21 protein-coding genes are annotated in these 23,996 nt (G+C 61.5%); 13 read left to right on the top strand and 8 right to left on the bottom strand.

All coding sequences use genetic code 11. The features are described from left to right. Positions 1–105 precede the first annotated feature (105 nt). The 4 genes from hrpA (at position 106) to PSH66_RS21485 (ending at position 6,380) form a co-directional block, all read left to right on the top strand. A complete protein-coding gene (gene hrpA, locus PSH66_RS21500; RefSeq protein ID WP_305427614.1) occupies positions 106–4,017 on the top strand; it encodes an ATP-dependent RNA helicase HrpA in 3,912 nt (1,303 codons plus the stop codon). A 239-nt stretch (positions 4,018–4,256) separates the two neighbouring features. Then, positions 4,257–5,378 carry a beta-ketoacyl-ACP synthase III gene (locus PSH66_RS21495; protein ID WP_003175428.1) on the top strand — a complete coding sequence of 374 codons (1,122 nt, stop codon included), beginning with the start codon at positions 4,257–4,259 and terminating at the stop codon, positions 5,376–5,378. 160 nt (positions 5,379–5,538) lie between these two features. Beyond that, the gene (locus PSH66_RS21490) at positions 5,539–6,153 is read left to right on the top strand and encodes an RNA polymerase sigma factor (RefSeq protein WP_305427613.1); all 615 of its coding nucleotides are present in this window, start codon (positions 5,539–5,541) and stop codon (positions 6,151–6,153) included. Next, positions 6,147–6,380 carry an anti-sigma factor gene (locus PSH66_RS21485; RefSeq protein ID WP_003175426.1) on the top strand — a complete coding sequence of 78 codons (234 nt, stop codon included), beginning with the start codon at positions 6,147–6,149 and terminating at the stop codon, positions 6,378–6,380. Before PSH66_RS21490 ends, PSH66_RS21485 begins: the two co-directional genes overlap by 7 nt. Positions 6,381–6,468: 88 nt before the next feature. On the opposite strand, the gene PSH66_RS21480 is transcribed toward PSH66_RS21485, so the two are convergent. After that, positions 6,469–7,791, bottom strand: coding sequence for a putative porin (locus tag PSH66_RS21480; RefSeq protein ID WP_003175425.1), 1,323 nt, complete (start codon positions 7,789–7,791; stop codon positions 6,469–6,471). 283 nt (positions 7,792–8,074) lie between these two features. On the opposite strand from PSH66_RS21480, the gene PSH66_RS21475 reads away from it, so the two are divergent. Next, positions 8,075–9,199, top strand: a complete 1,125-nt coding sequence (locus PSH66_RS21475; protein WP_305427612.1) for a GNAT family N-acetyltransferase — start codon at positions 8,075–8,077, stop codon at positions 9,197–9,199. Between the two features lie 30 nt (positions 9,200–9,229). On the opposite strand, the gene aqpZ is transcribed toward PSH66_RS21475, so the two are convergent. The 5 genes from aqpZ to PSH66_RS21450 form a co-directional block, all read right to left on the bottom strand. Then, positions 9,230–9,934, bottom strand: a complete 705-nt coding sequence (gene aqpZ / locus PSH66_RS21470) for an aquaporin Z (RefSeq protein ID WP_003175423.1) — start codon at positions 9,932–9,934, stop codon at positions 9,230–9,232. A gap of 135 nt (positions 9,935–10,069) precedes the next feature. Continuing rightward, positions 10,070–11,902 (bottom strand): ABC transporter ATP-binding protein, encoded by a 1,833-nt coding sequence (locus PSH66_RS21465; protein ID WP_141063563.1) that lies wholly within the window; start codon positions 11,900–11,902, stop codon positions 10,070–10,072. A gap of 82 nt (positions 11,903–11,984) precedes the next feature. Next, positions 11,985–12,548, bottom strand: a complete 564-nt coding sequence (locus PSH66_RS21460) for a peptidylprolyl isomerase (protein ID WP_078825643.1) — start codon at positions 12,546–12,548, stop codon at positions 11,985–11,987. A 3-nt stretch (positions 12,549–12,551) separates the two neighbouring features. Continuing rightward, positions 12,552–13,355 (bottom strand): alpha/beta fold hydrolase, encoded by an 804-nt coding sequence (locus PSH66_RS21455; protein WP_078825642.1) that lies wholly within the window; start codon positions 13,353–13,355, stop codon positions 12,552–12,554. Positions 13,356–13,369: 14 nt separating this feature from the next. Continuing rightward, positions 13,370–14,293: a LysR family transcriptional regulator gene (locus PSH66_RS21450; RefSeq protein WP_003175418.1), complete on the bottom strand. Its 924-nt coding sequence runs from the start codon at positions 14,291–14,293 to the stop codon at positions 13,370–13,372. 49 nt (positions 14,294–14,342) lie between these two features. Here PSH66_RS21450 and PSH66_RS21445 point away from each other — a divergent pair, with 49 nt between their 5' ends. The 4 genes from PSH66_RS21445 to PSH66_RS21430 all read left to right on the top strand — a co-directional run bounded on the left by PSH66_RS21445 (position 14,343) and on the right by PSH66_RS21430 (position 17,350). Beyond that, positions 14,343–14,657 carry a 3-phosphoglycerate kinase gene (locus tag PSH66_RS21445; protein ID WP_305427611.1) on the top strand — a complete coding sequence of 105 codons (315 nt, stop codon included), beginning with the start codon at positions 14,343–14,345 and terminating at the stop codon, positions 14,655–14,657. A gap of 151 nt (positions 14,658–14,808) precedes the next feature. Further along, positions 14,809–15,408: an FMN-dependent NADH-azoreductase gene (locus tag PSH66_RS21440; protein WP_003175416.1), complete on the top strand. Its 600-nt coding sequence runs from the start codon at positions 14,809–14,811 to the stop codon at positions 15,406–15,408. A gap of 203 nt (positions 15,409–15,611) precedes the next feature. Then, positions 15,612–16,490, top strand: a complete 879-nt coding sequence (locus PSH66_RS21435; protein WP_305427610.1) for a carboxylate/amino acid/amine transporter — start codon at positions 15,612–15,614, stop codon at positions 16,488–16,490. A 338-nt stretch (positions 16,491–16,828) separates the two neighbouring features. After that, positions 16,829–17,350: an Abi family protein gene (locus PSH66_RS21430; RefSeq protein ID WP_305427609.1), complete on the top strand. Its 522-nt coding sequence runs from the start codon at positions 16,829–16,831 to the stop codon at positions 17,348–17,350. Between the two features lie 226 nt (positions 17,351–17,576). On the opposite strand, the gene PSH66_RS21425 is transcribed toward PSH66_RS21430, so the two are convergent. Next, positions 17,577–18,875, bottom strand: a complete 1,299-nt coding sequence (locus tag PSH66_RS21425) for a mechanosensitive ion channel family protein (protein WP_305427608.1) — start codon at positions 18,873–18,875, stop codon at positions 17,577–17,579. Positions 18,876–19,069: 194 nt separating this feature from the next. On the opposite strand from PSH66_RS21425, the gene PSH66_RS21420 reads away from it, so the two are divergent. Continuing rightward, the gene (locus tag PSH66_RS21420) at positions 19,070–20,416 is read left to right on the top strand and encodes a DEAD/DEAH box helicase (protein ID WP_141063567.1); all 1,347 of its coding nucleotides are present in this window, start codon (positions 19,070–19,072) and stop codon (positions 20,414–20,416) included. Between the two features lie 49 nt (positions 20,417–20,465). Here PSH66_RS21420 and PSH66_RS21415 read toward each other — a convergent pair whose 3' ends face one another. After that, positions 20,466–20,741, bottom strand: coding sequence for a hypothetical protein (locus PSH66_RS21415; RefSeq protein ID WP_141063568.1), 276 nt, complete (start codon positions 20,739–20,741; stop codon positions 20,466–20,468). A gap of 154 nt (positions 20,742–20,895) precedes the next feature. Between PSH66_RS21415 and PSH66_RS21410 the strand changes: the two genes are divergently transcribed. The 3 genes from PSH66_RS21410 (at position 20,896) to PSH66_RS21400 (ending at position 23,966) form a co-directional block, all read left to right on the top strand. Next, positions 20,896–21,285, top strand: coding sequence for a transcriptional regulator (locus tag PSH66_RS21410; RefSeq protein ID WP_305427607.1), 390 nt, complete (start codon positions 20,896–20,898; stop codon positions 21,283–21,285). Between the two features lie 124 nt (positions 21,286–21,409). After that, the gene (locus PSH66_RS21405) at positions 21,410–23,137 is read left to right on the top strand and encodes a copper resistance system multicopper oxidase (RefSeq protein WP_305427606.1); all 1,728 of its coding nucleotides are present in this window, start codon (positions 21,410–21,412) and stop codon (positions 23,135–23,137) included. Between the two features lie 10 nt (positions 23,138–23,147). Then, positions 23,148–23,966, top strand: a complete 819-nt coding sequence (locus PSH66_RS21400) for a copper resistance protein B (RefSeq protein WP_305427605.1) — start codon at positions 23,148–23,150, stop codon at positions 23,964–23,966. Positions 23,967–23,996: the final 30 nt, after the last annotated feature.

Here is a 23,996-nt window from a genome sequence, read left to right as displayed (position 1 = left end):
TAAAAGCGGTGGTGATCTTCCTTGCAGCTTGAAGCTTGACGCTAGCCACTGCTTTTCTGCCACACTTGCCGGCCGTGCATAAACAGCTGACCTTCAAAGTACCTGATGACTGACCAAGCACCCACTATCGACCAACTGCTCAAAAACCTCGATCACGCCATGCTCGCCGACCGCCAGCGCTTGCGCCGGCAGTTGCTTGAGCTGCGCAAGAAACCCGACGAGGAGAAGCTGGCGCACTGGGTGACGCGCATGCAGGCGTCCTGTGCTCAGGTCACGGCGCGGCGCGCGAGCCTGCCAGTGATCCGTTACGACGACAGCCTGCCGATTGCGGCCAAGCGCGACGAGATCAAGGCGGCGCTGCAAAAGCACCAGGTGCTGATCATTGCCGGCGAAACCGGCTCGGGTAAAACCACCCAGTTGCCGAAAATCTGCCTGGAGATCGGCCGCGGCCAGTACGGCCTGATTGGTCACACCCAGCCACGCCGAATCGCCGCGCGCAGCGTCGCCAGCCGGGTGGCCGAAGAGCTGGCCACACCGCTCGGTGCGCTGGTCGGCTATCAAGTGCGCTTCGAAGACCAGAGCGATTCCAACACCCTGATCAAGCTGATGACCGACGGCATCCTGCTGGCGGAAACCCAGAACGACCGTTACCTGGAACGCTACGACACGATCATCGTCGACGAAGCCCACGAACGCAGCCTGAACATCGACTTCCTGCTGGGCTATCTGAAGACCCTGCTGCCACGGCGTCCGGACCTGAAAGTCATCATCACCTCGGCGACCATCGATCTTGAGCGCTTTTCAAAGCACTTTGACGATGCGCCGATTGTCGAGGTCTCTGGCCGCACCTTCCCGGTGGACACCTGGTACCGCCCGCTGACCCTGGAACAGGACGAGGAGGGCAACCGCGTCGAAGACGACTTGACCGTTGACCAGGCGATCCTTGCCACCCTCGACGAAATCGCCGCCTATGAGCGCAGTGAGCGACGCAGCCCCGGCGATGTGCTGGTGTTTTTGCCGGGCGAGCGCGAGATCCGTGACGCCGCCGAGATGCTGCGCAAGGCCCAGCTCAAGCACACCGAGATTTTGCCGCTGTACGCGCGCCTGTCACCGGCCGAGCAGCAGCGGATTTTCCAGTCCCACCCGGGCCGCCGTGTGGTGCTGGCGACCAACGTCGCGGAAACCTCGCTGACCGTGCCGGGCATTCGCTATGTGATCGACAGCGGCACTGCGCGCATCAGCCGCTACAGCTATCGCGCCAAGGTGCAGCGCCTGCCGATCGAGGCGATTTCCCAGGCCAGCGCCAACCAGCGTAAAGGCCGTTGCGGCCGGGTCGAGCCGGGCATCTGTATCCGTTTGTACAGCGAAGAAGACTTTATCGGGCGCCCGGAATTTACCGACCCGGAGATCCTGCGCACCAACCTCGCAGCCGTGATCCTGCAGATGCTGCACCTGCGCCTGGGCGAGATCACCGATTTCCCGTTTATCGAACCGCCGGACGGCAAAGCCATCAGCGACGGTTTCAACCTGCTGCAAGAGCTCTCGGCGGTCGACCGCAACAGCCAGCTCACGCCGTTGGGCCGCCAACTGGCGCGCCTGCCGGTGGACCCGCGCATGGGCCGCATGCTGCTCGAAGCCGCCAAGCTCGGCAGTTTGCAGGAAGTGCTGATCGTCGCCAGCGCCATGTCGATCCAGGACCCACGCGAGCGCCCGCCGGAGCGTCAGCAGGCCGCCGACCAGGCCCACGCCCAGTGGAAGGACCCGGATTCGGATTTCGCCGGGCTGGTCAACTTGTGGCGCGGCTTTGAGGAACAGCGCCAGGCATTGACCGCCAGCCCGCTGCGCAATTGGTGTCGCAAGAATTTCCTCAACTACTTGCGCCTGCGCGAGTGGCGCGACTCCCATCGCCAGTTGAGCCTGATCTGCCGCGACATGCAGTTGACCCTCAACAAAGAACCGGCGGATTACCCGAAACTGCACAAGGCGGTGCTGGTGGGCCTGCTCAGCCAGATCGGCCAGAAAACCGAAGACGGCGATTACCTCGGCGCGCGTCAGCGGCGTTTCTGGATTCACCCGTCATCGGGCATCGGCAAAAAGCGCCCGCAATGGCTGATGACCGCCGAGCTGGTGGAGACCACCAAGCTGTATGCGCGCATGGTGGCCAAGATCGATGCCGACTGGATCGAACCGCTGGCCGGGCACCTGATCAAGAAAAACCACTTCGAACCGCATTGGGAAAAGAAGCGCGGCCAAGTGGTCGCCTTTGAGCAGATCACCCTGTTCGGGCTGATCGTGGTCGGGCGCCGGCCGGTGCATTACGGGCCAATTGACCCGGTGGTGTCTCGTGAGCTGTTTATCCGCGAAGGGCTGGTGCGCGGCGAAATCCAATCGCGGGCCAGGTGCCTCACGGCCAACCAGCAGTTGCTGGAACAGCTCGACGAACTGGAAGCCAAGGCGCGCCGCCGCGACATCCTGGCCGACGAAGAAACCCTGTACGCCTTCTACGACGCGCGCTTGCCGGCGGAGATCCACCAGACCGCGACCTTCGACAGTTGGTACAAGGTCAACAGCCAGAAAGACCCGCAGTTGCTGATCATGCGCGAGGAAGACGTGCTGGCCCGCGAAGCCAGTGAAGTCACCGCCGCGCATTACCCGGACACCCTGCACCTGGGCGACCTGGCCCTGGCGCTCAGCTACCATTTCGAGCCCAACCACCCGCGCGATGGCGTAACCCTGCGCGTACCGGCGCCGTTGCTGCCGGCCCTGCCGCCGGAGCGCCTGGAGTGGCTGGTGCCGGGGCTGATCGAAGCCAAGTGCATCGCCCTGGTGCGTAACCTGCCCAAGGCGCTGCGCAAGAACTTCGTGCCAGTGCCGGACTTTATCAAGGCCGCGCTGCAACGCATCGAATTCGCCCAGGGCTCGCTGCCCCAGGCGCTGGGCCGCGAATTGCTGCGCATGACGGGCGCGCGGGTCAGCGATGAAGCCTGGGCCGAAGCGGCGCAGCAGGTGGAAAACCATCTGAAGATGAACCTGGAAGTGGTCGACGCCCAAGGCAAGTTCCTTGGCGAAGGCCGCGACCTGGCTGAGCTGACCGCGCGTTTCGCCGAAGCCAGCCAAGCCGCGTTGGCCGTGCCGCAAACCGCGAAAAGCCAGCAACCGGTGCAGGCCAAGGCGTTCGCGGCGGTAGCCGAGAAGACCCAGCAGAACATCGCCGGTCTGTCGATGACGGTGTATCCGGCGCTGGTGGAAGAAAACGGTACGGTCAAGGAAGGGCGTTTCTCTACTGCCGCCGAGGCTGAGTTTCAACATCGCCGTGCCTTGCAACGCTTGCTGATGCAGCAATTGGCGGAGCCGGCCAAGTTCCTGCGTGGCAAATTGCCCGGCCTCACTGAGTTGGGCCTGATGTACCGCGAATTGGGGCGTATCGACGCGCTGGTGGAAGACATTCTGCTGGCCAGCCTCGACACCTGCGTGCTGGAAGGCGAAACCAGCCTGCCGCGTGACGGCGCGGGCCTGGCCGCCTTGGCCGAACGCAAGCGTGGCAGTTGGACCGAGCATGCCGAACGCCTGGCGCGCCTGACCCTGGAGGTGCTGAAACTCTGGCACGGCCTGCAAAAGCGCTTCAAAGGCAAGATCGACCTGGCCCAGGCCGTGGCGCTCAACGATATCAAGCAGCAATTGAGCAACCTGGTGTACCCAGGGTTTGTGCGCGAAACCCCGGCGCAGTGGTTCAAGGAACTGCCGCGTTACCTCAAGGCCATCGAACTGCGCCTGGAAAAACTGCCAGGCCAGGTGCAAAAGGACCGGGTGTGGAGCGGCGAACTCAGCGGATTATGGGCGCAGTACCAGAACCGCCTGAACAAGCACGCCCAGGAAGGCAAGCGTGACCCTCAGTTGGAACTCTACCGCTGGTGGCTGGAGGAATATCGGGTGTCGTTGTTTGGCCAGCAGTTGGGCACCAAGGTACCGATCTCCGACAAGCGCTTGAGCAAGCAGTGGGGCCAGGTAGAGCCCTGACCCCTTTCAGCGCCAGGAGCAAGCCCCCCCACATTAAAATGGGCAAATCTGCGAGAGGGCGCCAAATCCCTGGGTTTGTGGCAAACTTCGCCGCTATAAATACCGGGATTGTCGCAAAAGGCTGCGGCGCGATGGAATAAAGCGATGCCAGTTTGATGTCCGCTGCGCGGAATCGGACTACTTACAGTTTGGTACGACGGTACCAATATTATCTGCCTGACAGATCTAGAGGAACGACCGTGCATAACGTCGTCATCAGCGGCACTGGCCTGTACACCCCTGCCAACAGCATCTCCAACGAAGAGCTGGTGCAGTCTTTCAATACCTATGTGCAACAGTTCAACCAAGACAACGCGGCCGCCATCGAGCGCGGTGACGTGCAGGCGCTGACCGAGTCCAGTGCAGCTTTTATCGAGAAAGCGTCGGGCATCAAGAGCCGCTTTGTGATGGACAAGGACGGTATTCTCGACCCGCAGCGCATGACCCCGCGCCTGCCCGAGCGCAGCAATGACGAGTGGTCGGTACTCTGCCAGATGGCCGTCGGCGCTGCCGAACAAGCCCTGCAGCGCGCCGGCAAGACCGCCGCCGACATCGACGGCGTGATCGTCGCCTGCTCCAACCTGCAGCGCGCTTACCCGGCCATCGCCATCGAAGTCCAGGAAGCCCTGGGCATCGAAGGGTTTGGTTTTGACATGAACGTGGCGTGCTCCTCGGCCACCTTCGGCATCCAGAACGCCGCCAACAGCATCCGGCTGGGCCAGGCGCGGGCGATCCTGATGGTCAACCCCGAGGTCTGCACCGGCCACCTGAACTTCCGCGACCGCGACAGCCACTTCATCTTTGGTGATGCGGCTACGGCGGTTGTGCTCGAACGCGCCGACCTGGCCACCTCCGAGCATCAGTTCGACGTGGTGAGCACCAAGTTGCTGACCAAGTTCTCCAATACCATCCGCAACAACTTCGGCTTCCTCAACCGCGCGGCGCCAGAGGGTATCGGCGCGCCGGACAAACTGTTCGTGCAGGAAGGCCGCAAAGTCTTCCGCGATGTGTGCCCAATGGTGGCCGAACTGATCGGCGTGCACCTGGCGGAAAACCAGCTGGAGGTCGCCGATGTGAAACGCTTCTGGCTGCACCAGGCCAACCTGAGCATGAACCACCTGATCGTGAAGAAACTGCTGGGCCGCGAAGCGACAGTGGAAGAAGCCCCGGTGATCCTCGACACTTACGCCAACACCAGCTCGGCGGGTTCGGTGATTGCGTTTCACACCTATCAGGATGACTTGCCCAAGGGTGCCGTGGCGGTACTCAGCTCGTTTGGCGCCGGCTATTCGATCGGCAGCGTGATCCTGCGTAAACGCTGACCGCAACTTAAGGCTTTGAAGGGATAAAAAGTGACCTGTGGCGAGGGAGCAAGCTCCCTCGCCACAGATACAGAGTTTGTCCCTTAACTGACTGGCATCAGGGCTTGCCCAACCCCTCCCACACAGGAACCGGGTTTGCAGAGTGAAATCGAGGTAGACAATGGCAGCAGCGGACGACACGCACCTGCTTGAACGTTTGCTCAAGGGTGAGCAGCGGGCCTACAAGGAATTGGTCACCACCTACCAGAGCGCCATGCGCACGGTGGCCTATGCGATCGTCGGCCAGCGCCACGCCGATGAAGTGGTGCAGGACGCCTGGCTGTCGGTGGTGCGCAACCTGGGCAAGTTCGAAGGGCGCTCCAGCCTCAAGACCTGGCTGTTGACCATCACCGCCAATGCCGCCAAGGGCCGCTACAAGCAAAATCGTCGCGAGGTGTTGCTCGATGATTTGCCTTCGCCCCACGGCACCATCGGCGATGATCGCTTCAGCCCCGACGACGGTCACTGGGCTGTCGCTCCGTATGCCTGGCACCAGGACACGCCGGAAGCGCTGCTCACCGAAGATGAACTGCGCAAATGCCTGGAACATACGATACTGAGTTTGTCTGAGCTGCAAAGCAGCGTGCTGGTACTGCGCGAGCGCCAAGGCCTGGAGTTGGAGGAGATCTGTAATCTCCTGACACTCACGCTCTCCAATGTCCGTGTGCTGTTGCACCGAGCACGGCTTAAAGTCTTCGCTACGGTGGAGCATTTTGAGGAAACGGGCGAATGTTGACCTGTAAAGAACAAGTGGCGCGGTCCAGTGACTACCTCGATGGGCAATTGACCTTTCGCGAGCGCCTGCTGGTACGTCATCACTTGATGTTCTGCCCGAACTGCCGCCGGTTTATCCGCCAGATGCGCCTGATGCAGGCGACGCTGAGGATCATGCCCGAAGAGCCGGTTGAGGATGTGGATGCCCTGGCGCAGCGGCTGGCGGCCGAGCGTCTTAAGGGTCAATAAGCAGTGACAAGCTGCAAGCTACAAGTGAAAAACGGCAAGTGACACGCTTCTCCTTGAAGCTCGCCACTTGCCGCTCGAAGCCGCTTTTTTAGAACTTGGCTTCTGCGTCCAGCTGCAGGGTGTTGGTGTTGGCGTCACGCTGGGTACGGCTGGCGAAATCCGCCTTGGTCAGGAAGTAGGTGGCGCCGACCGCGAAGTTCTTGTCGATGTCGTAACCCACTTTGAGCTTGTGGCCGCGCGAACCGGTGGTGCCGTTGGCGAAGTCCGAGTCGGTGAAGGCGCCGACCACGGCGTTACGTTGCGTATCGCGGTAGTTGTAGTCCAGGTTGAAGCCGAAGACCTTGGACTTGGCGCCCAGCAACCAGGCGGTGTCCTGATCGGTGGAGGCGTCGTTGTTCTTCACGTATTGGCCATACAGCGACAGCGGAACGGCCAGGCCGCCGATGTCCAGTTGGCTGAAGCCTTCGTACAGGCGGAACTCTTCGTTGGCCGAGTTACCGTTGACCGCCAGCGCACACGGCGTGGTGGTCGTGGTGCAGCGGCTGTCTTCGTCGTTCTGGTAGGCGTAGACGCTGCCGCCCACGGTCAGTTTCAGGTTGTCGGTGAGTGAGAAACGCGAGCCCAATTGGCCGGCGGTCAAGCGCAGGTCGTGGCGGAACTGCACGCCGTCGCCGTCGACGTTGTCCTTGAGGTTGTAGTTGCCGATGCTGCCGAACAGCTCGGCGCTGCCGCCCAATGGGTACTTGTAGGTCAGGGCCAGGCCTTCTGGGTTGATGTCGCTATCCCAGATTACGTCGCCCATGTTGACCCACGGTTGCAGCATCTTGCCGCCGATCACGTGCAGGTTCTTGATCTGGTCGGGGTGGTAGTCGATGTAGCCCAGGTCCAGCCAGATCGACTTCTTGTCGAAGTAACCATCCTGGTCCTGGTTGGTGGACCGCGCATCGTCGCCGCCGCCGGTGGCGATACGAATACCGGTGTCCACTTGCGGGTTGATCTCGGTGTAGGCGCCCAGACGGGCACGAATGCGCTGACGGTCCTTGTCGCGCCCGCCGTTGTTGGGTTCGCCATCGATCTTGATGGTCTCCTGGCGGAAGCGCACATCACCCTTGAACTGGGTCTTGGCGGCCCAGGCCAGCTTCTGGTCGAAGCTGCTCAATTCGTTGGTTTTTTTAGCGGTGGCGGCGATTTGTTCGTTGGTCTCTTGTTGAGCTTGCCGTGCGATCTGCTGTTCTTTCTGGTCTTTGGCCAACTCGTTTTGCAGTTCGGTGTACTGCGCAGCGGTGATCTGGCCGTTGGCCTTGAGCATGTCGAGCAATTTAGCGTCGACTGCGGCGCTGGCCGGAATGCTCAGGGCCAGTAACAGGCCGCCGCACAGGATCGCCGCAGTTTTGGTGGAAGCAAGACGCATATCAATCTCCGAAAGTGAGGAGGGATGGCAAACCATCCAGGACACAACCGACCGATGACGGACGGAAAATAGCCGCCCGGCAGCACCGGGCGCTCTAAAAACAGGCGTCAGTATCGCGGCGGTTTGTGACCACGCAGTGGCGAAGTGATGTCATCTACATGACAATTTTTTCATCTTCGGAACTATTGTTTTAGAGCCTTGTCATGCCGATTTAAGGGTGTGCCGGGGGCGGCGATAAGCGATACTCGCGAGGCTTTCACGCCCCGACGTAGTGAGGATGCCGATGCCGCTGCAACGCCTGCAAAACCTGTCCGAAATCACCTCGGATACCTGGGATGCCCTGGTGCCGCAGGCCCAACCGTTCGTGCGGCATGCGTTCCTGAGCGCGCTGGAAGACAGCGCCAGCGTCGGCGCGCATACGGGTTGGCAGCCTGAGCATCTGCTGCACTGGGAGGGTGATCGGCTGGTGGCGGCACTGCCGGGTTATCGCAAGTGGCATTCCTACGGCGAGTACGTGTTCGACCATGGCTGGGCCGACGCCTGCGCGCGGGCCGGTATCGATTACTACCCCAAGCTCCTCACCGCCGTGCCGTTCAGCCCGGTCAGCGGCCCACGGCTATTGGCTGCGAGCGCCGAGGATGGCTTCGAACTGCTCAACAGCCTGCCGGGCTACCTGGAAATCGAAGGGCTCTCCAGCGCGCACATCAACTTCACCGATGCATTGGCCGACGAGGCGTTGGCCCTGCAACCGGGCTGGATGCAGCGCCTGGGCTGCCAGTTTCATTGGCAGAACCGCGGCTATCGCGACTTCCAGGATTTCCTCGACGCCCTGAGTTCGCGCAAGCGCAAACAGATGCGCAAGGAGCGCGAACAAGTGGCGGGGCAGGGTATCGATTTCGAATGGCTGCAGGGCCACGAGTTGAGCGAGGCGCAATGGGATTTTGTCTACGCCTGCTACGCCAATACCTATGCGGTGCGTCGCCAATCGCCGTACCTGACCCGTGCCTTTTTCAGCCTGCTGGCCGAACGCATGCCCGAGGCCATCCGCGTAGTGCTGGCCAAGCAAGGCGCGCGGCCGGTGGCGATGGCCTTCAGCCTGATCGGTGGCGACAGTTTCTACGGCCGTTACTGGGGCTGCCTGGCGGAATTCGACCGCCTGCATTTCGAAACCTGTTTCTACCAGGGTATGGACTACGCCATCGCCCACGGCTTGCAACGTTTCGACGCTGGCGCCCAGGGCGAGCACAAACTGATTCGCGGGTTCGAACCGGTGATCACCCGTTCATGGCACTACCTGCGCCATCCGGGTTTGAAGAACGCCGTGGAGGACTTCCTCGAACGCGAGCGGGTGGGGATTGTGGCGTATGCCGAAGAGGCGCGCACGGCCCTGCCTTATCGGCAGGGCTGAGCATGGCCCATCAAGGCTGCTACGGGAGTTTCAGGTGTCAGTTTCCTCCTTGCCCAGCCATCGATAGGTAATACCGCCGATTACCGCGCCGAGGATCGGCGCGAGCCAGAACATCCACAGTTGCTGGATCGCCCATCCGCCCACGATCAGCGCCGGGCCGGTACTGCGCGCCGGGTTGACCGAGGTGTTGGTCACGGGGATGGAAATCAGGTGGATCAATGTGAGGGCCAGGCCGATGGCGATGGGGGCGAAGCCCTTCGGCGCGCGCGGGTCAGTGGCGCCGAGGATGATCAGCACGAACATCGCGGTCATCACCAGCTCACAGACCAACCCCGCGGTCATCGAATACCCCCCCGGCGAATGCTCGCCATAGCCGTTGGAAGCCAGGCCTGCGGCCAGTTCAAAGCCCGGCTTGCCGCTGGCGATCAAGTACAGCAACGCGGCGGCGACAACCCCGCCGAGTACTTGCGCCACGATATACGCCGGTAACTCCCTGGCCGGAAACCGTCCGCCGACCACCAGCCCCACCGACACCGCCGGGTTGAGGTGACAACCGCTGATATGACCGATGGCGAACGCCATGGTCAGCACCGTGAGCCCGAACGCCAGGGACACCCCCAGCAACCCGATCCCGACCGCAGGGAACGCTGCGGCCAGCACCGCACTCCCGCAGCCGCCCAACACCAGCCAAAACGTACCCAATCCCTCTGTGACTGAACGCTTGAACAACGACATGCCGCACGTCCTTGATAGATCGCTCTACCGAAGCAGTAAATCAGTGATGCTCCCTGCAGATTTACTTCAGCGCCCCTCTGGGCACTGCACTGATTACAGCAGGGTTTCGGGACAAATCCAGGGCATAAATGTGCTTCAGTCGATGCCGACAAACCCCCCGGTCTGGTGCTGCCACAACCGGGCATACAGCCCCTTGTGGGCCAGCAGTTCGGAGTGGCTGCCGCTCTCGGCAATCTGGCCTTTCTCCAGCACGACCAGGCGGTCCATCCGCGCGATGGTCGACAAGCGGTGCGCAATCGCGATGACCGTCTTGCCTTGCATCAGGGTCTCCAGGCTTTCCTGGATCGCCGCTTCCACTTCCGAGTCCAGCGCCGAGGTGGCCTCGTCCATGATCAGGATCGGCGCGTCCTTGAGCAGTACCCGGGCGATGGCGATGCGCTGGCGTTGGCCGCCGGACAACTTCACCCCGCGCTCGCCCACATGGGCGTCCAGCCCGGTGCGGCCTTCGGCGTCCGACAGCAGCGGGATGAACTCATCGGCGCGGGCCTTGCGCACGGCGGCCCAGAGTTCTTCATCGGTGGCGTCGGGTTTGCCGTACAGCAGGTTGTCGCGGATCGAGCGGTGCAGCAACGAGGTGTCCTGGGTGATCATGCCGATCCGCTCGCGCAGGGACTCCTGGGCCACGTCGGCGATGTTCTGGCCGTCGATCAGGATACGCCCGCCCTGCAGGTCGTAGAGGCGCAGCAGCAGGTTGACGAGGGTCGACTTGCCCGCACCCGACGGGCCGATCAGGCCGATCTTTTCACCGGCGCCGATCTCAAGGTTCAAGCCGCCAATGATCCCGCTCTTTTTGCCGTAGTGGAAATCCACCTGCTCAAAACGCACTTCGCCATGGGGTACGTTCAGGCGCGGGGCGTTGTCGCGGTCGACCACCGCCAGCGGCTGGGCGATGGTCTTGAGGCCGTCCTGCACGATGCCGATGTTTTCGAAAATACCGTTGACCACCCACATGATCCAGCCGGACATATTGACGATGCGGATCACCAGGCCCGTGGCCAGGGCGATGGCGCCCACGGAGATCAGCGACTGCGTCCACAGCCACAGGGCCAGGCCGGTGGTGGTGACGATCAGCAGGCCGTTGAGCACCGTGATCACTGCATCCATGCTGGTGAGTACGCGTGCCGCCAGCTGGGTTTTTTCGGTTTGCTCGACGATCGCTTCCTTGGCGTATTCCTGCTCACTCTGCGTATGGGCGAACAGCTTCAAGGTGGTGATGTTGGTGTAGCCGTCGACGATGCGCCCCATCAGTTTGGAACGTGCCTCGGAAGAAATCACCGAACGCGCCTTGACCCTCGGCACGAAGTAGCGCAAAGCCAGGCAGTAACCGATGATCCAGGTGATCAACGGAATCATCAGGCGCCAGTCGGCCTCGGCAAACAGCACCAGGGAGGTGATCGCGTAGATCGACACGTGCCAGATGGCCTCCGCCGTTGCCACCGCGGAGTCACGCAAGGCGTTGCCGGTTTGCATGATGCGTTGGGCAATGCGCCCGGCGAAGTCGTTCTGGAAGAAATTCAAGCTCTGCTTGAGCACGTAGCTATGGTTCTGCCAGCGGATCTGGCTGGTCATGCCGGGGTTGATGGTCTGGTGCACCAGCAGGTCATGCAGGCCGTTGAAGATCGGACGCAGCAGCAGGGCGACCACGGCCATCCAGATCAGCTCGGTGCTGTGCACCTGGAAGAAGTTGGCGGGCGGTGTGCCCTGGGCCAGGTCGATGATGCGGCTCAGGTAGCTGAACAGCGCGACTTCGATCAACGCGCCGACCAGGCCCACCACCAGCAGCGCGGCAAAACACGGCCACACCTGGCGCAGGTAGTAGAGGTAGAAGGGCAGGACTTTATCGGGAGGGGCTTCGCTGGGCGCGTCGCGGAAAATATCGATCAGTTGTTCAAAACGACGATAGAGCATTGGGGTTGACGCCCGCCGGGCGGGCTCTCCTTTCAGATGCGCGCGCAGCCTTGTGGGCTGCGCGCGGAGCTTCCTGCCGACCTCAGTCGATGCGCTTGGCCGACTTGATCAGGACAGGATCGATGGGCACGTTCTGCATGCCCTGCTTGGTGGTGGTCTGGGAGTTGACGATGATGTCGACCACGTCCATGCCCTTGACCACTTTGGCGAACACGGCATAGCCGGCGTCGCGACCTGGGTCGAGGAAGGCATTGTCGGCCACGTTGATGAAGAATTGGCTGGTGGCCGAATCCGGGTTCGAGGTGCGCGCCATCGACAGAGTGCCGCGCACGTTGTGCAGGCCGTTGCTGGCTTCGTTCTTGATCGGCGCTTCGGTCGGCTTCTGCGACATCTGCTGGGTGAACCCGCCGCCCTGGACCATGAAGCCTGGGATCACACGGTGGAAAATCGTGTTGGTGTAGAAGCCTTTGTCGACATAGGCCAGGAAGTTCTTGGTACTGATCGGCGCCTTGACCGGGTCCAGTTCGATTTCAATGTCGCCATTGGTGGTGGAGATCAGCACGTGGGGCGCCTTGGCGGGCTCGGCCGCCATCAGGTTGGCAGCAAACAATACGGAACCGGCAAAGAAGGCGATTTTTTTCAGCATGGGTCAGTGATCCTGGGTTGTGGTGTCGACGGTCTTGAGAAAGTCGAGCAGGGTAGCGTTAAAAACGTCGGGTTGATCCAAGGGCGTGGCATGGCGGGAATCTTCGATTACCACCAGCCGCGCATCGGGCAGCAGTTTTACATAGATTTCTTTGTGGGCCACGGGGGTGTAGTCGTGGTCGGCGCTGATGACCAGGGTTGGACAGGTGATTCTGGAAAGTCGTTCCAGCACGCCCCAGCCCACAATCGCATCGAAGCTGGCGAGATAAGCACGTTTGTCGTTTTTTGCCCAGCGTTCGGCCATCTTGCGGCGCAGGTCGGCCTGGTGCGGTTTGGGGAACAACCGCTCACCCAGCGCCTTGCCGATGGTGCTCAGGCTCAATACCCGGGCCAGGGTCCAGCGCTTGGCCCACTGCCAATAGTCATCGGCGCTGCGCACCTTGACCTCGGGTGCGCTGTTGACGATGCACAGGCTCCTGACCAGGGCGGGTTGGTCCACCGCCAACTGAAACGCGATCATGCCGCCCATGGACAGGCCCACCACATGGGCGGCGGGCAGGTTCAGGTGTTCGAACAGCGCCAGCAGGTCAGCGGTAAAGCCTGGGATGCTGTAGCGCTCGCGCGGTTTATCGGAGCGCCCATGACCCCGCACGTCCACCACGACCAGGCGGTAGTGCCTGGCCAGCAGCGGAACCTGCAGTTCCCAGTCCTGGCTGCTGGAGCCCAGGCCATGGATCAGCACCAGCGGGGTGCCGTGGCCGTATTCTTCGTAATGCAGGCTGCAGCCGTCGTGGTCGAACCAGGCCATGCATGAACTCCGTTTCAGGCTTGCCGGGGAGCGGCGAAAGGCGCATCCAGCGGGGCCGTGTCAAAGGTGCGCAGCAGTTCCACGAGGATCTGCGTCGCCGGCCCCAAGGGTTTGTCCTTGTTTGAATACAAATAGAACGTGGGGTGGCGGCTGCCGCCCTGTTCCAAGGGTAGCTGCTTGAGCACACCCTCGGCGAGTTCGCGTTCGATCATGTGCCGAGGCAGCCAGGCAAAGCCCAGGCCGCTGCCGACGAAGGACGCCGCGGTGGCCAGGCTGCCGACGGTCCAGCGCTGTTCGGCGCCGAGCCAGCCCACATCGCGGGGTTGCTGGCGGCCGGAGTCGCGGATCACCACTTGCATCTGGCTTTCCAGGTCCTGGAAGCTCAGCTCGCGATTCATGCGGTGCAGGGCATGTTCGGGGTGGGCCACGGCGACGAATTCCACGTCGCTCATTTCCGTGCCCAGGTAACCGGGGATGCTGAAACCGCAAATGGCGAGGTCGGCCACGCCTTCAATCAACAACTCTTCGACACCGGACAACACCTCTTCGCGCAGGCGCACCCGGCAGCCACGGCTCTGCGGCATAAATGCGCTGAGGGCGCGTACCAGGCGTGCGTTGGGGTAAGCGGCGTCGACCACCAGCCGCACTTCGGCCTCCCAGCCCTGTTCCATATGGTGGGCGAGGTCTTCCAGCTGGCTGGCGTTTTTCACCAGCTGCCGGGAGCGGCGCAGCAGCACTTCGCCGGCATCGGTGAGCACTGCCTTGCGCCCGTCGATGCGCAGCAGTGGCACACCGAGCTGGTCTTGCATGCGGGCCACGGTGTAGCTCACCGAGGACTGCGAACGGTGCAGCGCTTCGGCCGCCTGGGCGAAGCCGCCATGGTCGACCACGGCTTGCAGCGTGCGCCATTGATCGAGGGTAACGCGGGGCGCTTTCAAGATAGGTTCCTCTTGTCCTAAGCTGGCGGTCCTTATTGGAGACTGCCGAATGAAAAAATTGTGTTGTGTGTTGCTGGCGCTGTTGCCGATGAGCGCATTTGCCTACCCCATCGACGTGACAAAAAAGATCGAGGGCGTGAGCGTGGACTACACCGCCTCCGATGTGGACGGCGACATCAGTTCGATTCAACTCAATAACTACGGCACCCGAGACGCCGTGTGTTCGGTCATCTTCACCAACGGCCCGGAAGCGCCGCGTCGTCGCATGGTCACGGTACCGGCGGGCAAAAGCACCAACACCACCGCCAAGTTCAACCGCGCCATTATCAAGATGCGCATTGCCCTGGACTGCGCGCCGAAATAAAACGGCAGCGGAGCATGCCGACAGGAATACTCCGCTTATCAACAAATTTCTAGATGGGTTGCAGCAGTTTTTTGCGCTTTTTTATCGAATGAGCCCTGGTTAATCTTTTCTCCATCGACTTACAGCAGTTTCAGATGGAGCCTACGAAGCCATGTCCAATGTTCTGATCATCGAAAGCAGCGCCCGCCAACAGGATTCGATCTCCCGCCAACTGACCCGGCAGTTCATCAGCCAATGGCAGGCCGCCCACCCGGCGGACCGGATCACCGTGCGTGACGTGGCCCTCAACCCGGTGCCGCACCTGGACGCCAATTTACTCGGCGGCTGGATGAAACCGGCGGAGGAGCGCAACGACGACGAACAGATCTCCCTCGACCGCTCCAACGAATTGACCGACGAGTTGCTGGCCGCCGACGTGCTGGTCATGGCCGCACCGATGTACAACTTCGCTATTCCAAGCACTTTGAAAGCCTGGCTGGACCATGTGTTGCGGGCCGGCGTGACGTTCAAGTACACCGCCACCGGGCCCCAAGGGTTGCTGACCGGCAAGCGCGCCATCGTGCTCACCGCGCGCGGCGGCATCCACACCGGCGCCAGCTCCGATCACCAGGAACCCTACCTGCGCCAGGTCATGGCCTTCATCGGGATTCATGACGTCACCTTCATTCATGCCGAAGGCGTGAACCTGAGCGGTGACTTCCAGGAGAAGGGCATCAATCACGCCAAGGCGCTGATTGCCCAGGTGGCGTGATCCTTTAATCGCCACGTAATCGCGCGGTGTTTATATCGCTGCACGCCACCCCTTCAAGTACGCGTATCGAACCTCCCTTTGCACTTGTTGCTCCTGAGTGCTCCTGCCCGACTGACGCTTTAGCGAGGTCGGGTTTTTTTTGTCCCGAGTTTCTTCAAGCGCCGAAAACCTTTAATGTCCCGCCCATTCGAAACGAGGCGCGCATGGGCTATCTACTGGTTGTCACCCTGATACAGGCATTTTCCTTCAGCTTGATCGGCGAATACCTCGCGGGGCACGTCGACAGTTACTTCGCGGTGCTGGTGCGCGTGGTGTTGGCCGGGCTGGTATTTATCCCCCTGACCCGCTGGCGCTCGGTGGAACCTGCGTTCATGCGCGGCATGCTGGTGATCGGTGCGTTGCAGTTCGGCGTGACCTACGTGTGCCTGTACCTGAGCTTTCGCGTGCTCACGGTGCCGGAGGTGCTGTTGTTCACCATTCTTACCCCGTTACACGTGACCCTGATCGAAGACGCCCTCAACCGGCGCTTCAACCCCTGGGCACTGGTCGCCGCGCTGGTGGCGGTGGCGGGCGCGGCGGTGATTCGTTTCGACCAGATCACCCCGCACTTCCTGATGGGCTTTGTGCTGCTGCAACTGGCCAACTTCACCTACGCCGCCGGGCAAGTGATGTACAAGCACCTGGTGGCGCGTTATCCGAGTGACTTGCCGCATTACCGGCGTTTTGGCTACTTCTACCTCGGCGCCTTGTTGGTGGTGTTGCCGGCATTCCTGTTGTTCGCCAAGGCCGACTTCCTGCCACAAGCGCCGCTGCAATGGGGCGTGCTGGTATTCCTGGGCCTGGTCAGCACCGCGCTCGGCATGTACTGGTGGAACAAAGGCGCGTGCCTGGTGCATGGCGGCACGCTGGCGGTGATGAATAACCTGCATGTGCCGGTGGGGTTGTTGCTGAATTTGCTGATCTGGAACCAGCACGAGCCGCTGGGGCGTTTGGCGTTGGGCGGGTTGGTGATTCTGGGGGCGGTGTGGATCAGTCGGTTGGGTGTGCGTTCTGCGGGGGCAGTTGTGCCACGCAAAACTTAATGAATGCCTGCGTCTTCTGTGGTACCCGGCTCCTGTGCAACGCTGAGCCTGGAAGCGCGCCGTAGCAAAAAACGCAATCGCCAGAAATGAGGAGGCCCCGCAGAGCGGGGCCGTCACATAACCTAGTCTCATCACCGTTTCGTGTTGCACGGGAGTGGAGGTTCCTAGGGCTGCGGGGGTAGATTACCAGCCCCGATTTGCACGTCAACCCCTTGCGGCGCGTCGGGTGAGCTACCCCATGATTTGGCAATAGTTTGTTGCTTTGAGGCGAAGAAACCAGCCTGTACCATCGCTCGTGCTTGTGACATTTCTTAGCGCTGAAAGGAGCTTGCGTATAGATGGTCTGGCAAACGCTGGAGGCGAAGCTCTCCACTCCAAGGATGAGTCGCTATCTCAAAGGGCATCGGGGCAATCAAGATCACGCGGCTGCAGCTTATGTGCACAACATGCGGATTGCAGAATCCCTTGTTTCGATTTTCCACGTGCTTGAAGTGAGCTTACGCAACGGTATCCAGCGCGAGATGGTGCGAGAGTACCAGCGGGATGACTGGTATGAAGTGTTCAGGGCCAGTACCAATGTGGAACTTCTTTCCAGCTATCAAAAAGTGGACGCTGCGCGTACGGCGCTTCAGAAAAGAGGTGTAAATCCTGGTCCGGACGAAATCACCGCTGAGTTGAGCTTCGGCTTCTGGACTTCACTGTTCAACCGTAGAGCATTTCCGGACGTCTCCAAGCCTTTGATGAAGGTGTTTTTCTACTGCCCAAAAAACGCCAAAAAGGCACACGTTATCCGCAGCCGCTTGAATAATGCCAGGGATCTGCGAAATCGTTGCTTTCATCACGAGCCGCTTCTGTGGTAGCCGCTTTTCAACCTGCATCGAGATATCACAGAGATCGTTCAGTGGATCGACCCGGGACTATGCGTTTGGATCAAAGGCCATGACCGACTTCCCGCTGCGCTGGTTGATTGGCGTAACTGGAAGGAAGCGGCGAAGCGTCAGGCCGATCAGGCAATGTTAGAAAAAGTAGGACCCAGCTAAAGATCGAGGGGACAGCGCAGCGCTTGAAAGGCTGCGCTGAATCGCTCTAGATCGTGGCTTTTTCCGGCGCAGGCAGTTGGCTGGCCCCCAGCACGGCAGGCAACATCCCCGCCCTTAAATCATTCCCACTCGGCTGCTGATACAAACTCAAGCCGAACTCCGGCAGCACCGCTAGCAAATAATCGAAGATATCCCCCTGGATGCGCTCGTAATCGGCCCACGCCGTGGTGCGGGTGAAGCAGTAGATCTCCAGCGGTACGCCCTGGGCGGTGGTTTGCATCTGGCGCACCATGCAGGTCATGTTCGGCTGGATGTCCGGATGGCTTTTCAGGTAGGCCAGGGCGTAGGCGCGGAAGGTGCCCAGGTTGGTCATGCGTCGGCGGTTGGCCGACAGTTGCGCGCTGTGGCCCTGGGCTTCGTTCCAGGCCTTGAGCTCGGCCTGCTTGCGGCTGATGTAGTCGGTGAGCAAATGCACCTGGGTCATGCGCGCTTCTTCGTCGTCATGCAGGAAGCGCACGCCGCTCGCATCGATGAACAAGCTGCGCTTGATGCGGCGCCCGCCCGAGGCCTGCATGCCGCGCCAGTTCTTGAACGACTCGGACATCAGCCGCCAGGTGGGGATGGAGACGATGGTCTTGTCGAAATTCTGCACCTTGACCGTGTGCAGGGTGATGTCCACCACATCGCCGTCGGCGCCTACCTGGGGCATTTCGATCCAGTCGCCGACGCGCAGCATGTCGTTGCTGGTCAGTTGCACACTGGCGACGAACGACAGCAGGGTGTCCTTGTACACCAACAAAATCACCGCCGACATCGCACCCAGGCCCGACAGCAGCAACAGGGGCGAACGGTCGATCAGGGTGGCGACGATGATGATCGCGCCAAACACGAACAGCACCATCTTCGCCAACTGCACGTAGCCTTTGATCGAGCGGGTGCGGGCGTGTTCGGTGCGGGCGTAGATGTCCAGCAGGGCATTGAGCAGGGCGCTGATCGCCAGCACCAGGAACAGGATCGAGATGGCCAGGGCCACGTTGCCGATAAACAGGATCGCGGTCTTGCTCAGGTCCGGTACCAGGTACAGGCCGAACTGGATCACCAGGGACGGCGTCATCTGCGCCAGGCGGTGGAAGACTTTGTTGTGCCGCAGGTCATTGAGCCAGTGCAAAGCTGGCTGGCGGCCGAGCAGTTTGACCGCATGCAGGATGAGGTAGCGCGCGACGCGTCCGAGCAGCAGCGCGACTACCAGCAACACCACGAAACCGAGGCTGGCATGCAGCAGCGGGTGTTGGTCGAGGGCGCCCCAGAGGTCTTGGACGTTGCGCCAGAGCTGTTTGATATCCATGGGTAGAACCGATTCTTCTGTAAGACAAGACGGGCGCGATTAGAGCATTTAAGTGCGACAAAGTTGACGGCGCGGACAAACTCCCTGACAAAAAAGCAGCTGTTTGGCACCGTTCGCGTAAAGAAACTCGGTTTGGACGCCCGAAACCGTTACCCTATGCAGCTGATATTTTGTATTTCTTCGAGGTAGCACCCGTGTTTTCCCAATTCGCCCTGCACGAACGCCTGCTCAAAGCCGTGGCCGAGCTGAAATTTGTCGAGCCTACGCCTGTGCAAGCAGCGGCCATCCCGCTCGCGCTCCAAGGGCGTGACCTGCGGGTGACGGCACAAACCGGCAGCGGCAAGACCGCCGCTTTCGTCCTGCCGGTTTTGAATCGTCTGATCGGCCCGGCCAAGGTCCGCGTCAGTATCAAGACACTGATCCTGCTGCCGACTCGCGAGTTGGCCCAGCAGACCCTGAAGGAAGTCGAGCGCTTCTCGCAGTTCACCTTTATCAAGTCCGGCATCATTACCGGCGGCGAGGACTTCAAGGTCCAGGCGGCCATGCTGCGCAAGGTGCCGGATATCCTCATCGGCACGCCGGGCCGCATGATCGAGCAACTCAACGCCGGCAACCTCGACCTCAAGGAAGTCGAAGTGCTGGTGCTCGACGAAGCCGACCGCATGCTCGACATGGGCTTTGCCGACGACGTACAGCGCCTGGTCGCTGAATGCGTCAACCGTCAGCAGACCATGCTGTTCTCCGCCACCACCGGCGGTTCGACCCTGCGTGACATGGTCGCCAAGGTCCTGAACAACCCCGAGCACCTGCAGGTCAACAACGTCAGCGACCTGAACGCAACCACGCGCCAGCAGATCGTCACCGCCGACCACAACGTGCACAAAGAGCAGATCCTCAACTGGCTGTTGGCCAACGAGACCTATCAGAAGGCCATCGTGTTCACCAACACCCGTGCCGCCGCCGACCGCATCTACGGCCGCCTGGTGGCCCAGGAATACAAGGCGTTCGTGCTGCACGGCGAGAAAGACCAGAAGGACCGCAAGCTGGCGATCGACCGCCTCAAGGCGGGCGGCGTGAAGATCCTGGTGGCTACCGACGTCGCCGCGCGCGGTCTGGACGTGGACGGCCTGGACCTGGTGATCAACTTCGACATGCCACGCAGCGGCGACGAATATGTGCACCGTATTGGCCGTACCGGGCGAGCCGGCAACGATGGCCTGGCCATTTCGCTGATCTGCCACGGCGACTGGAACCTGATGTCGAGCATCGAGCGCTACCTCAAGCAGTCTTTCGAGCGCCGCACCATCAAGGAAGTCAAAGGCACCTACACCGGGCCGAAAAAGGTCAAGGCGTCGGGCAAGGCCGTTGGCGTGAAGAAGAAAAAGACCGACGCCAAGGGCGACAAGAAGAAAGCCGGCGCCAAGTCGCCGACCAAGCGCAAGATCGCCAACCGCCCGAAGACCGACAACCTGTCGCTCGTCAGCAAGGACGGCATGGCGCCGCTCAAGCGCCGCAAGCCGCAAGCGCCAGCTGCCGAGTAATACGGGGCTGATGTAAAAAAACCGGACGTTGTCCGGTTTTTTTATACGTTCAGTTTTTCGCTTTGGCGGCAGCTTCTTTCAGCTCTTGCAAACGGGCGTCGATCAACTGGCACTTGTCGGGGAATTGCGCGCTTTCAGTGTCCAGGTCCATCTTTTGCAGCTCGTCGTTCATCTCCTTGGCTTTGGCCGGGTTCTGTTCGGTGAGTCGGGTCACTTCCTTGGCCAATGCTTCGCGCTTGGCCGTGGCCTCGTCGGGCGTACAGGCCCAGGCGGGCAGGGCGGTGAGCAGCGTGGCGGCGATGGCCAGGTTTTTCAGGGTGTTCATGATCGGACCTCCTTGGCGATGATGCTCAGTTGAGGTGGCGAACGTCTGGAAAGTTCAGAGAAATGACGCCCGTCGGTTGGTCTGAACGGCCACAGGCGCGCAGGGTCACTTCTACTGACGGGCTACTTTCCTCAGGCCCGCAGGAGGAATCAGGATGACGACTTACAATTGGGATTTGATCGAACGTCTGCTGCATGAAGTGCAGAACGGCGAAGGCAGCTTTGCGCCGCGCAAATACGCCGAACAGGAAGCGGCCGAGAAGGCCACGGCGGGCGAGGACACCGGCAATCTGGATGCGCTGAAGAAGACCGCTGCCGATTACGAGGCGCTGCTGTTCAAGCGCGGTTTCATCGAATCACGCCCGGAGGAAGAAGGCGGCAATGGCGAGAATTTCATTTTGACGGCGCTGGGCGCGCAATTGCTGGCGCTGATCGACAGTTCCATTCCGGGCAATGATCATCCGCGCCAGGTGCTGGATGAGCAGGCCGACGTACTGGACCCGCAGACCTTCGCTGACGTGGCGTCCAAAGCGCAAATCGCCTGACCTTGTCACGCGCCGGCACCCGCATGGCCGGCGCGAAACTGTCGGATCGGTAATCTGGCGCTAAGGTTGCTGACAGCCGGCGCCGCCTAATCTGCTGCCATTCAACTGACGGGCTTGAATTGGCATGCACCCTCTCACTTCTCGACGCACTTTCGTCAAAGGCCTGGCCGCCGGCGGCCTGCTGGGCGGTTTCGGGCTTTGGCGTACCCCGGTCTGGGCGCTGAGCAGCCCAGGCCAACCCACAGTGCTGGCAGGCACTGACTTCGATCTGTCTATCGACCAGACGCCGGTCAACCTCACCGGCCAGGCACGCACCGCATTGACCATCAACGGCAGCCTGCCGGGCCCGTTGTTGCGCTGGCGTGAGGGCGACACGGTGACCCTGCGCGTGAAAAACCGCCTGGCCGAACCGACCTCGATCCACTGGCACGGCATTCTCCTGCCCTCGACCATGGACGGCGTACCGGGCCTGAGCTTCAAGGGCATCGAGCCGGGTGGCGTGTTTGTCTATCAGTTCAAGGTCAAGCAGCACGGCACGTACTGGTACCACAGCCATTCTGGATTCCAGGAGCAGCAGGGCGTGTATGGCCCTTTGGTGATCGACCCCAGGGAACCCGAGCCTTATACCTACCAGCGCGACTACGTGGTGATGCTGTCGGACTGGACCGACGAAGACCCCGTCGCCCTGATGAAAACCCTCAAGAAGCAGTCCGACTACTACAACCTGCACAAACCCACCGTGAGTGATTTTGCACGCGATGTGGACAGGCAGGGCTGGTCGGCCACCGTCGCCGACCGCTGGATGTGGGCGCAGATGAAAATGAACCCCACCGACCTCGCCGACGTCAGCGGTGAAACCTACACCTACCTGCTCAACGGCCAGCCGCCGCGTCACAACTGGACCGCGCTGTTTCAGGCCGGAGAGACGATGCGCCTGCGCTTCATCAACGGCTCGGCGATGACGTATTTCGATGTACGTATTCCCGGCTTGAAGATGACCGTCATCGCCGCCGATGGCCAGCCGGTGACGCCGGTCAGCGTGGATGAGTTTCGCATCGCGGTTGCCGAAACCTTCGATGTGTTGGTGGAGCCCACGGCTGAGGCTTACACACTGTTTGCCCAGTCGATGGACCGCACCGGCTTTGCCCGAGGCACCCTGGCCCGGCAGGCCGGCGCGATGGCCCCGGTGCCGGCGCTTGATCCGCGTGTCTGGCTGAGCATGCAAGACATGGGCATGGGCGGCATGGACCACGGCGCCATGGCGGATATGCCCGGCATGGAAGGCATGGACCACAGCGCCATGGGCGCGATGCCGATGCCGATGCCGATGCAGAGCCATGCGGCCAGCGAGGCGAACAACCCGCTGGTGGACATGCAAGCCATGAACCCGGTGCCCAAGCTCGACGACCCCGGCATCGGCCTGCGCAACAATGGTCGGCGGGTGCTGACCTATGCCGACCTGCGCAGTACCTTCGAGGACCCTGATGGCCGCGATCCGGCGCGGACCATCGAGTTGCACCTCACCGGGCACATGGAAAAATTCGCCTGGTCATTCGATGGCGTGAAGTTTTCCGATGCCGAGCCCTTGCAGCTCACCTATGGCGAGCGCGTGCGGTTGGTGCTGGTCAACGACACCATGATGAGCCACCCCATTCACCTGCATGGCCTGTGGAGCGACCTGGAGGACGAGAACGGCCAGTTCCAGGTGCGCAAACACACCATCGACATGCCGCCGGGCTCGCGTCGCAGCTACCGCGTGAGCGCCGATGCCCTGGGCCGGTGGGCCTATCACTGCCACCTGCTGTACCACATGGAAATGGGCATGTTCCGCGAAGTGCGCGTGCATGAATGAGGAGGCGAGTATGAGCCATCGTGTTTTAGCGGTTTGCATGGCGCTGGTATTCAGTCCGCTGGCGATTGCCGAGGAAGCGTTCCAGGGGATGAGCCCGGCGGTGCCGGCGTTGACCGAAAGCCGCACACCGATCCCGGCGCTGACCGACGCCGACCGCGCTGCGGTGTACAACGAGCCGGGCGGGCACCTGGTGCATGACAGCGCCGTGCATTCGATGCTGCTGCTCAACCAGTTGGAATGGCAAGGTGGTGAAGGCAGTGCTGCGTTGAACTGGGACGTCAAGGGTTGGATTGGCGGTGACGTCGACCGGCTGTGGCTGCGCAGCGAAGGTGAGCGCAGCGCCGGGCGTACCGACAGCGCCGAAGCCCAGGCCCTATGGGGGCATGCGATCAGCCCGTGGTGGGACGTGGTGAGCGGCGTGCGCCAGGACTTCAAGCCCGGTGACAGCCAAACCTGGGGCGCCGTCGGCGTGCAAGGCATGGCGTTGTACAACTTCGAAGCCGAGGCGACGCTGTTTGTCGGCGAGTCGGGGCGTACCGCCGCGCGACTGGAGGGGGATTACGACGTCCTGCTGACCCATCGCCTGATCCTGCAACCGACCGCCGAACTCAATTTTTATGCGCAAAACGATCCGCGGCGCGGCGTGGGCGCGGGCTTGTCGGACAGTGAACTGGGCCTGCGGCTGCGTTACGAAGTCCGCCGCGAGTTTGCGCCTTACGTGGGGGTCAGCTGGAACCGCACCTATGGCCAGACGGCGCACTACGCCCGTGAGGACGACGAAGACATCAGCCAAGTGCGCTGGGTCGTCGGCGCGCGCCTGTGGTTCTGAGCCTTTTCTTATACCTATAACTCGCCGCCT

This window comes from Pseudomonas sp. FP597 (assembly GCF_030687435.1).
Taxonomy (GTDB): Bacteria; Pseudomonadota; Gammaproteobacteria; order Pseudomonadales; family Pseudomonadaceae; genus Aquipseudomonas; species Aquipseudomonas lactucae.
Note: the sequence above shows the minus strand (reverse complement) of the source record. Positions and strands in the feature narration are given on the sequence as shown.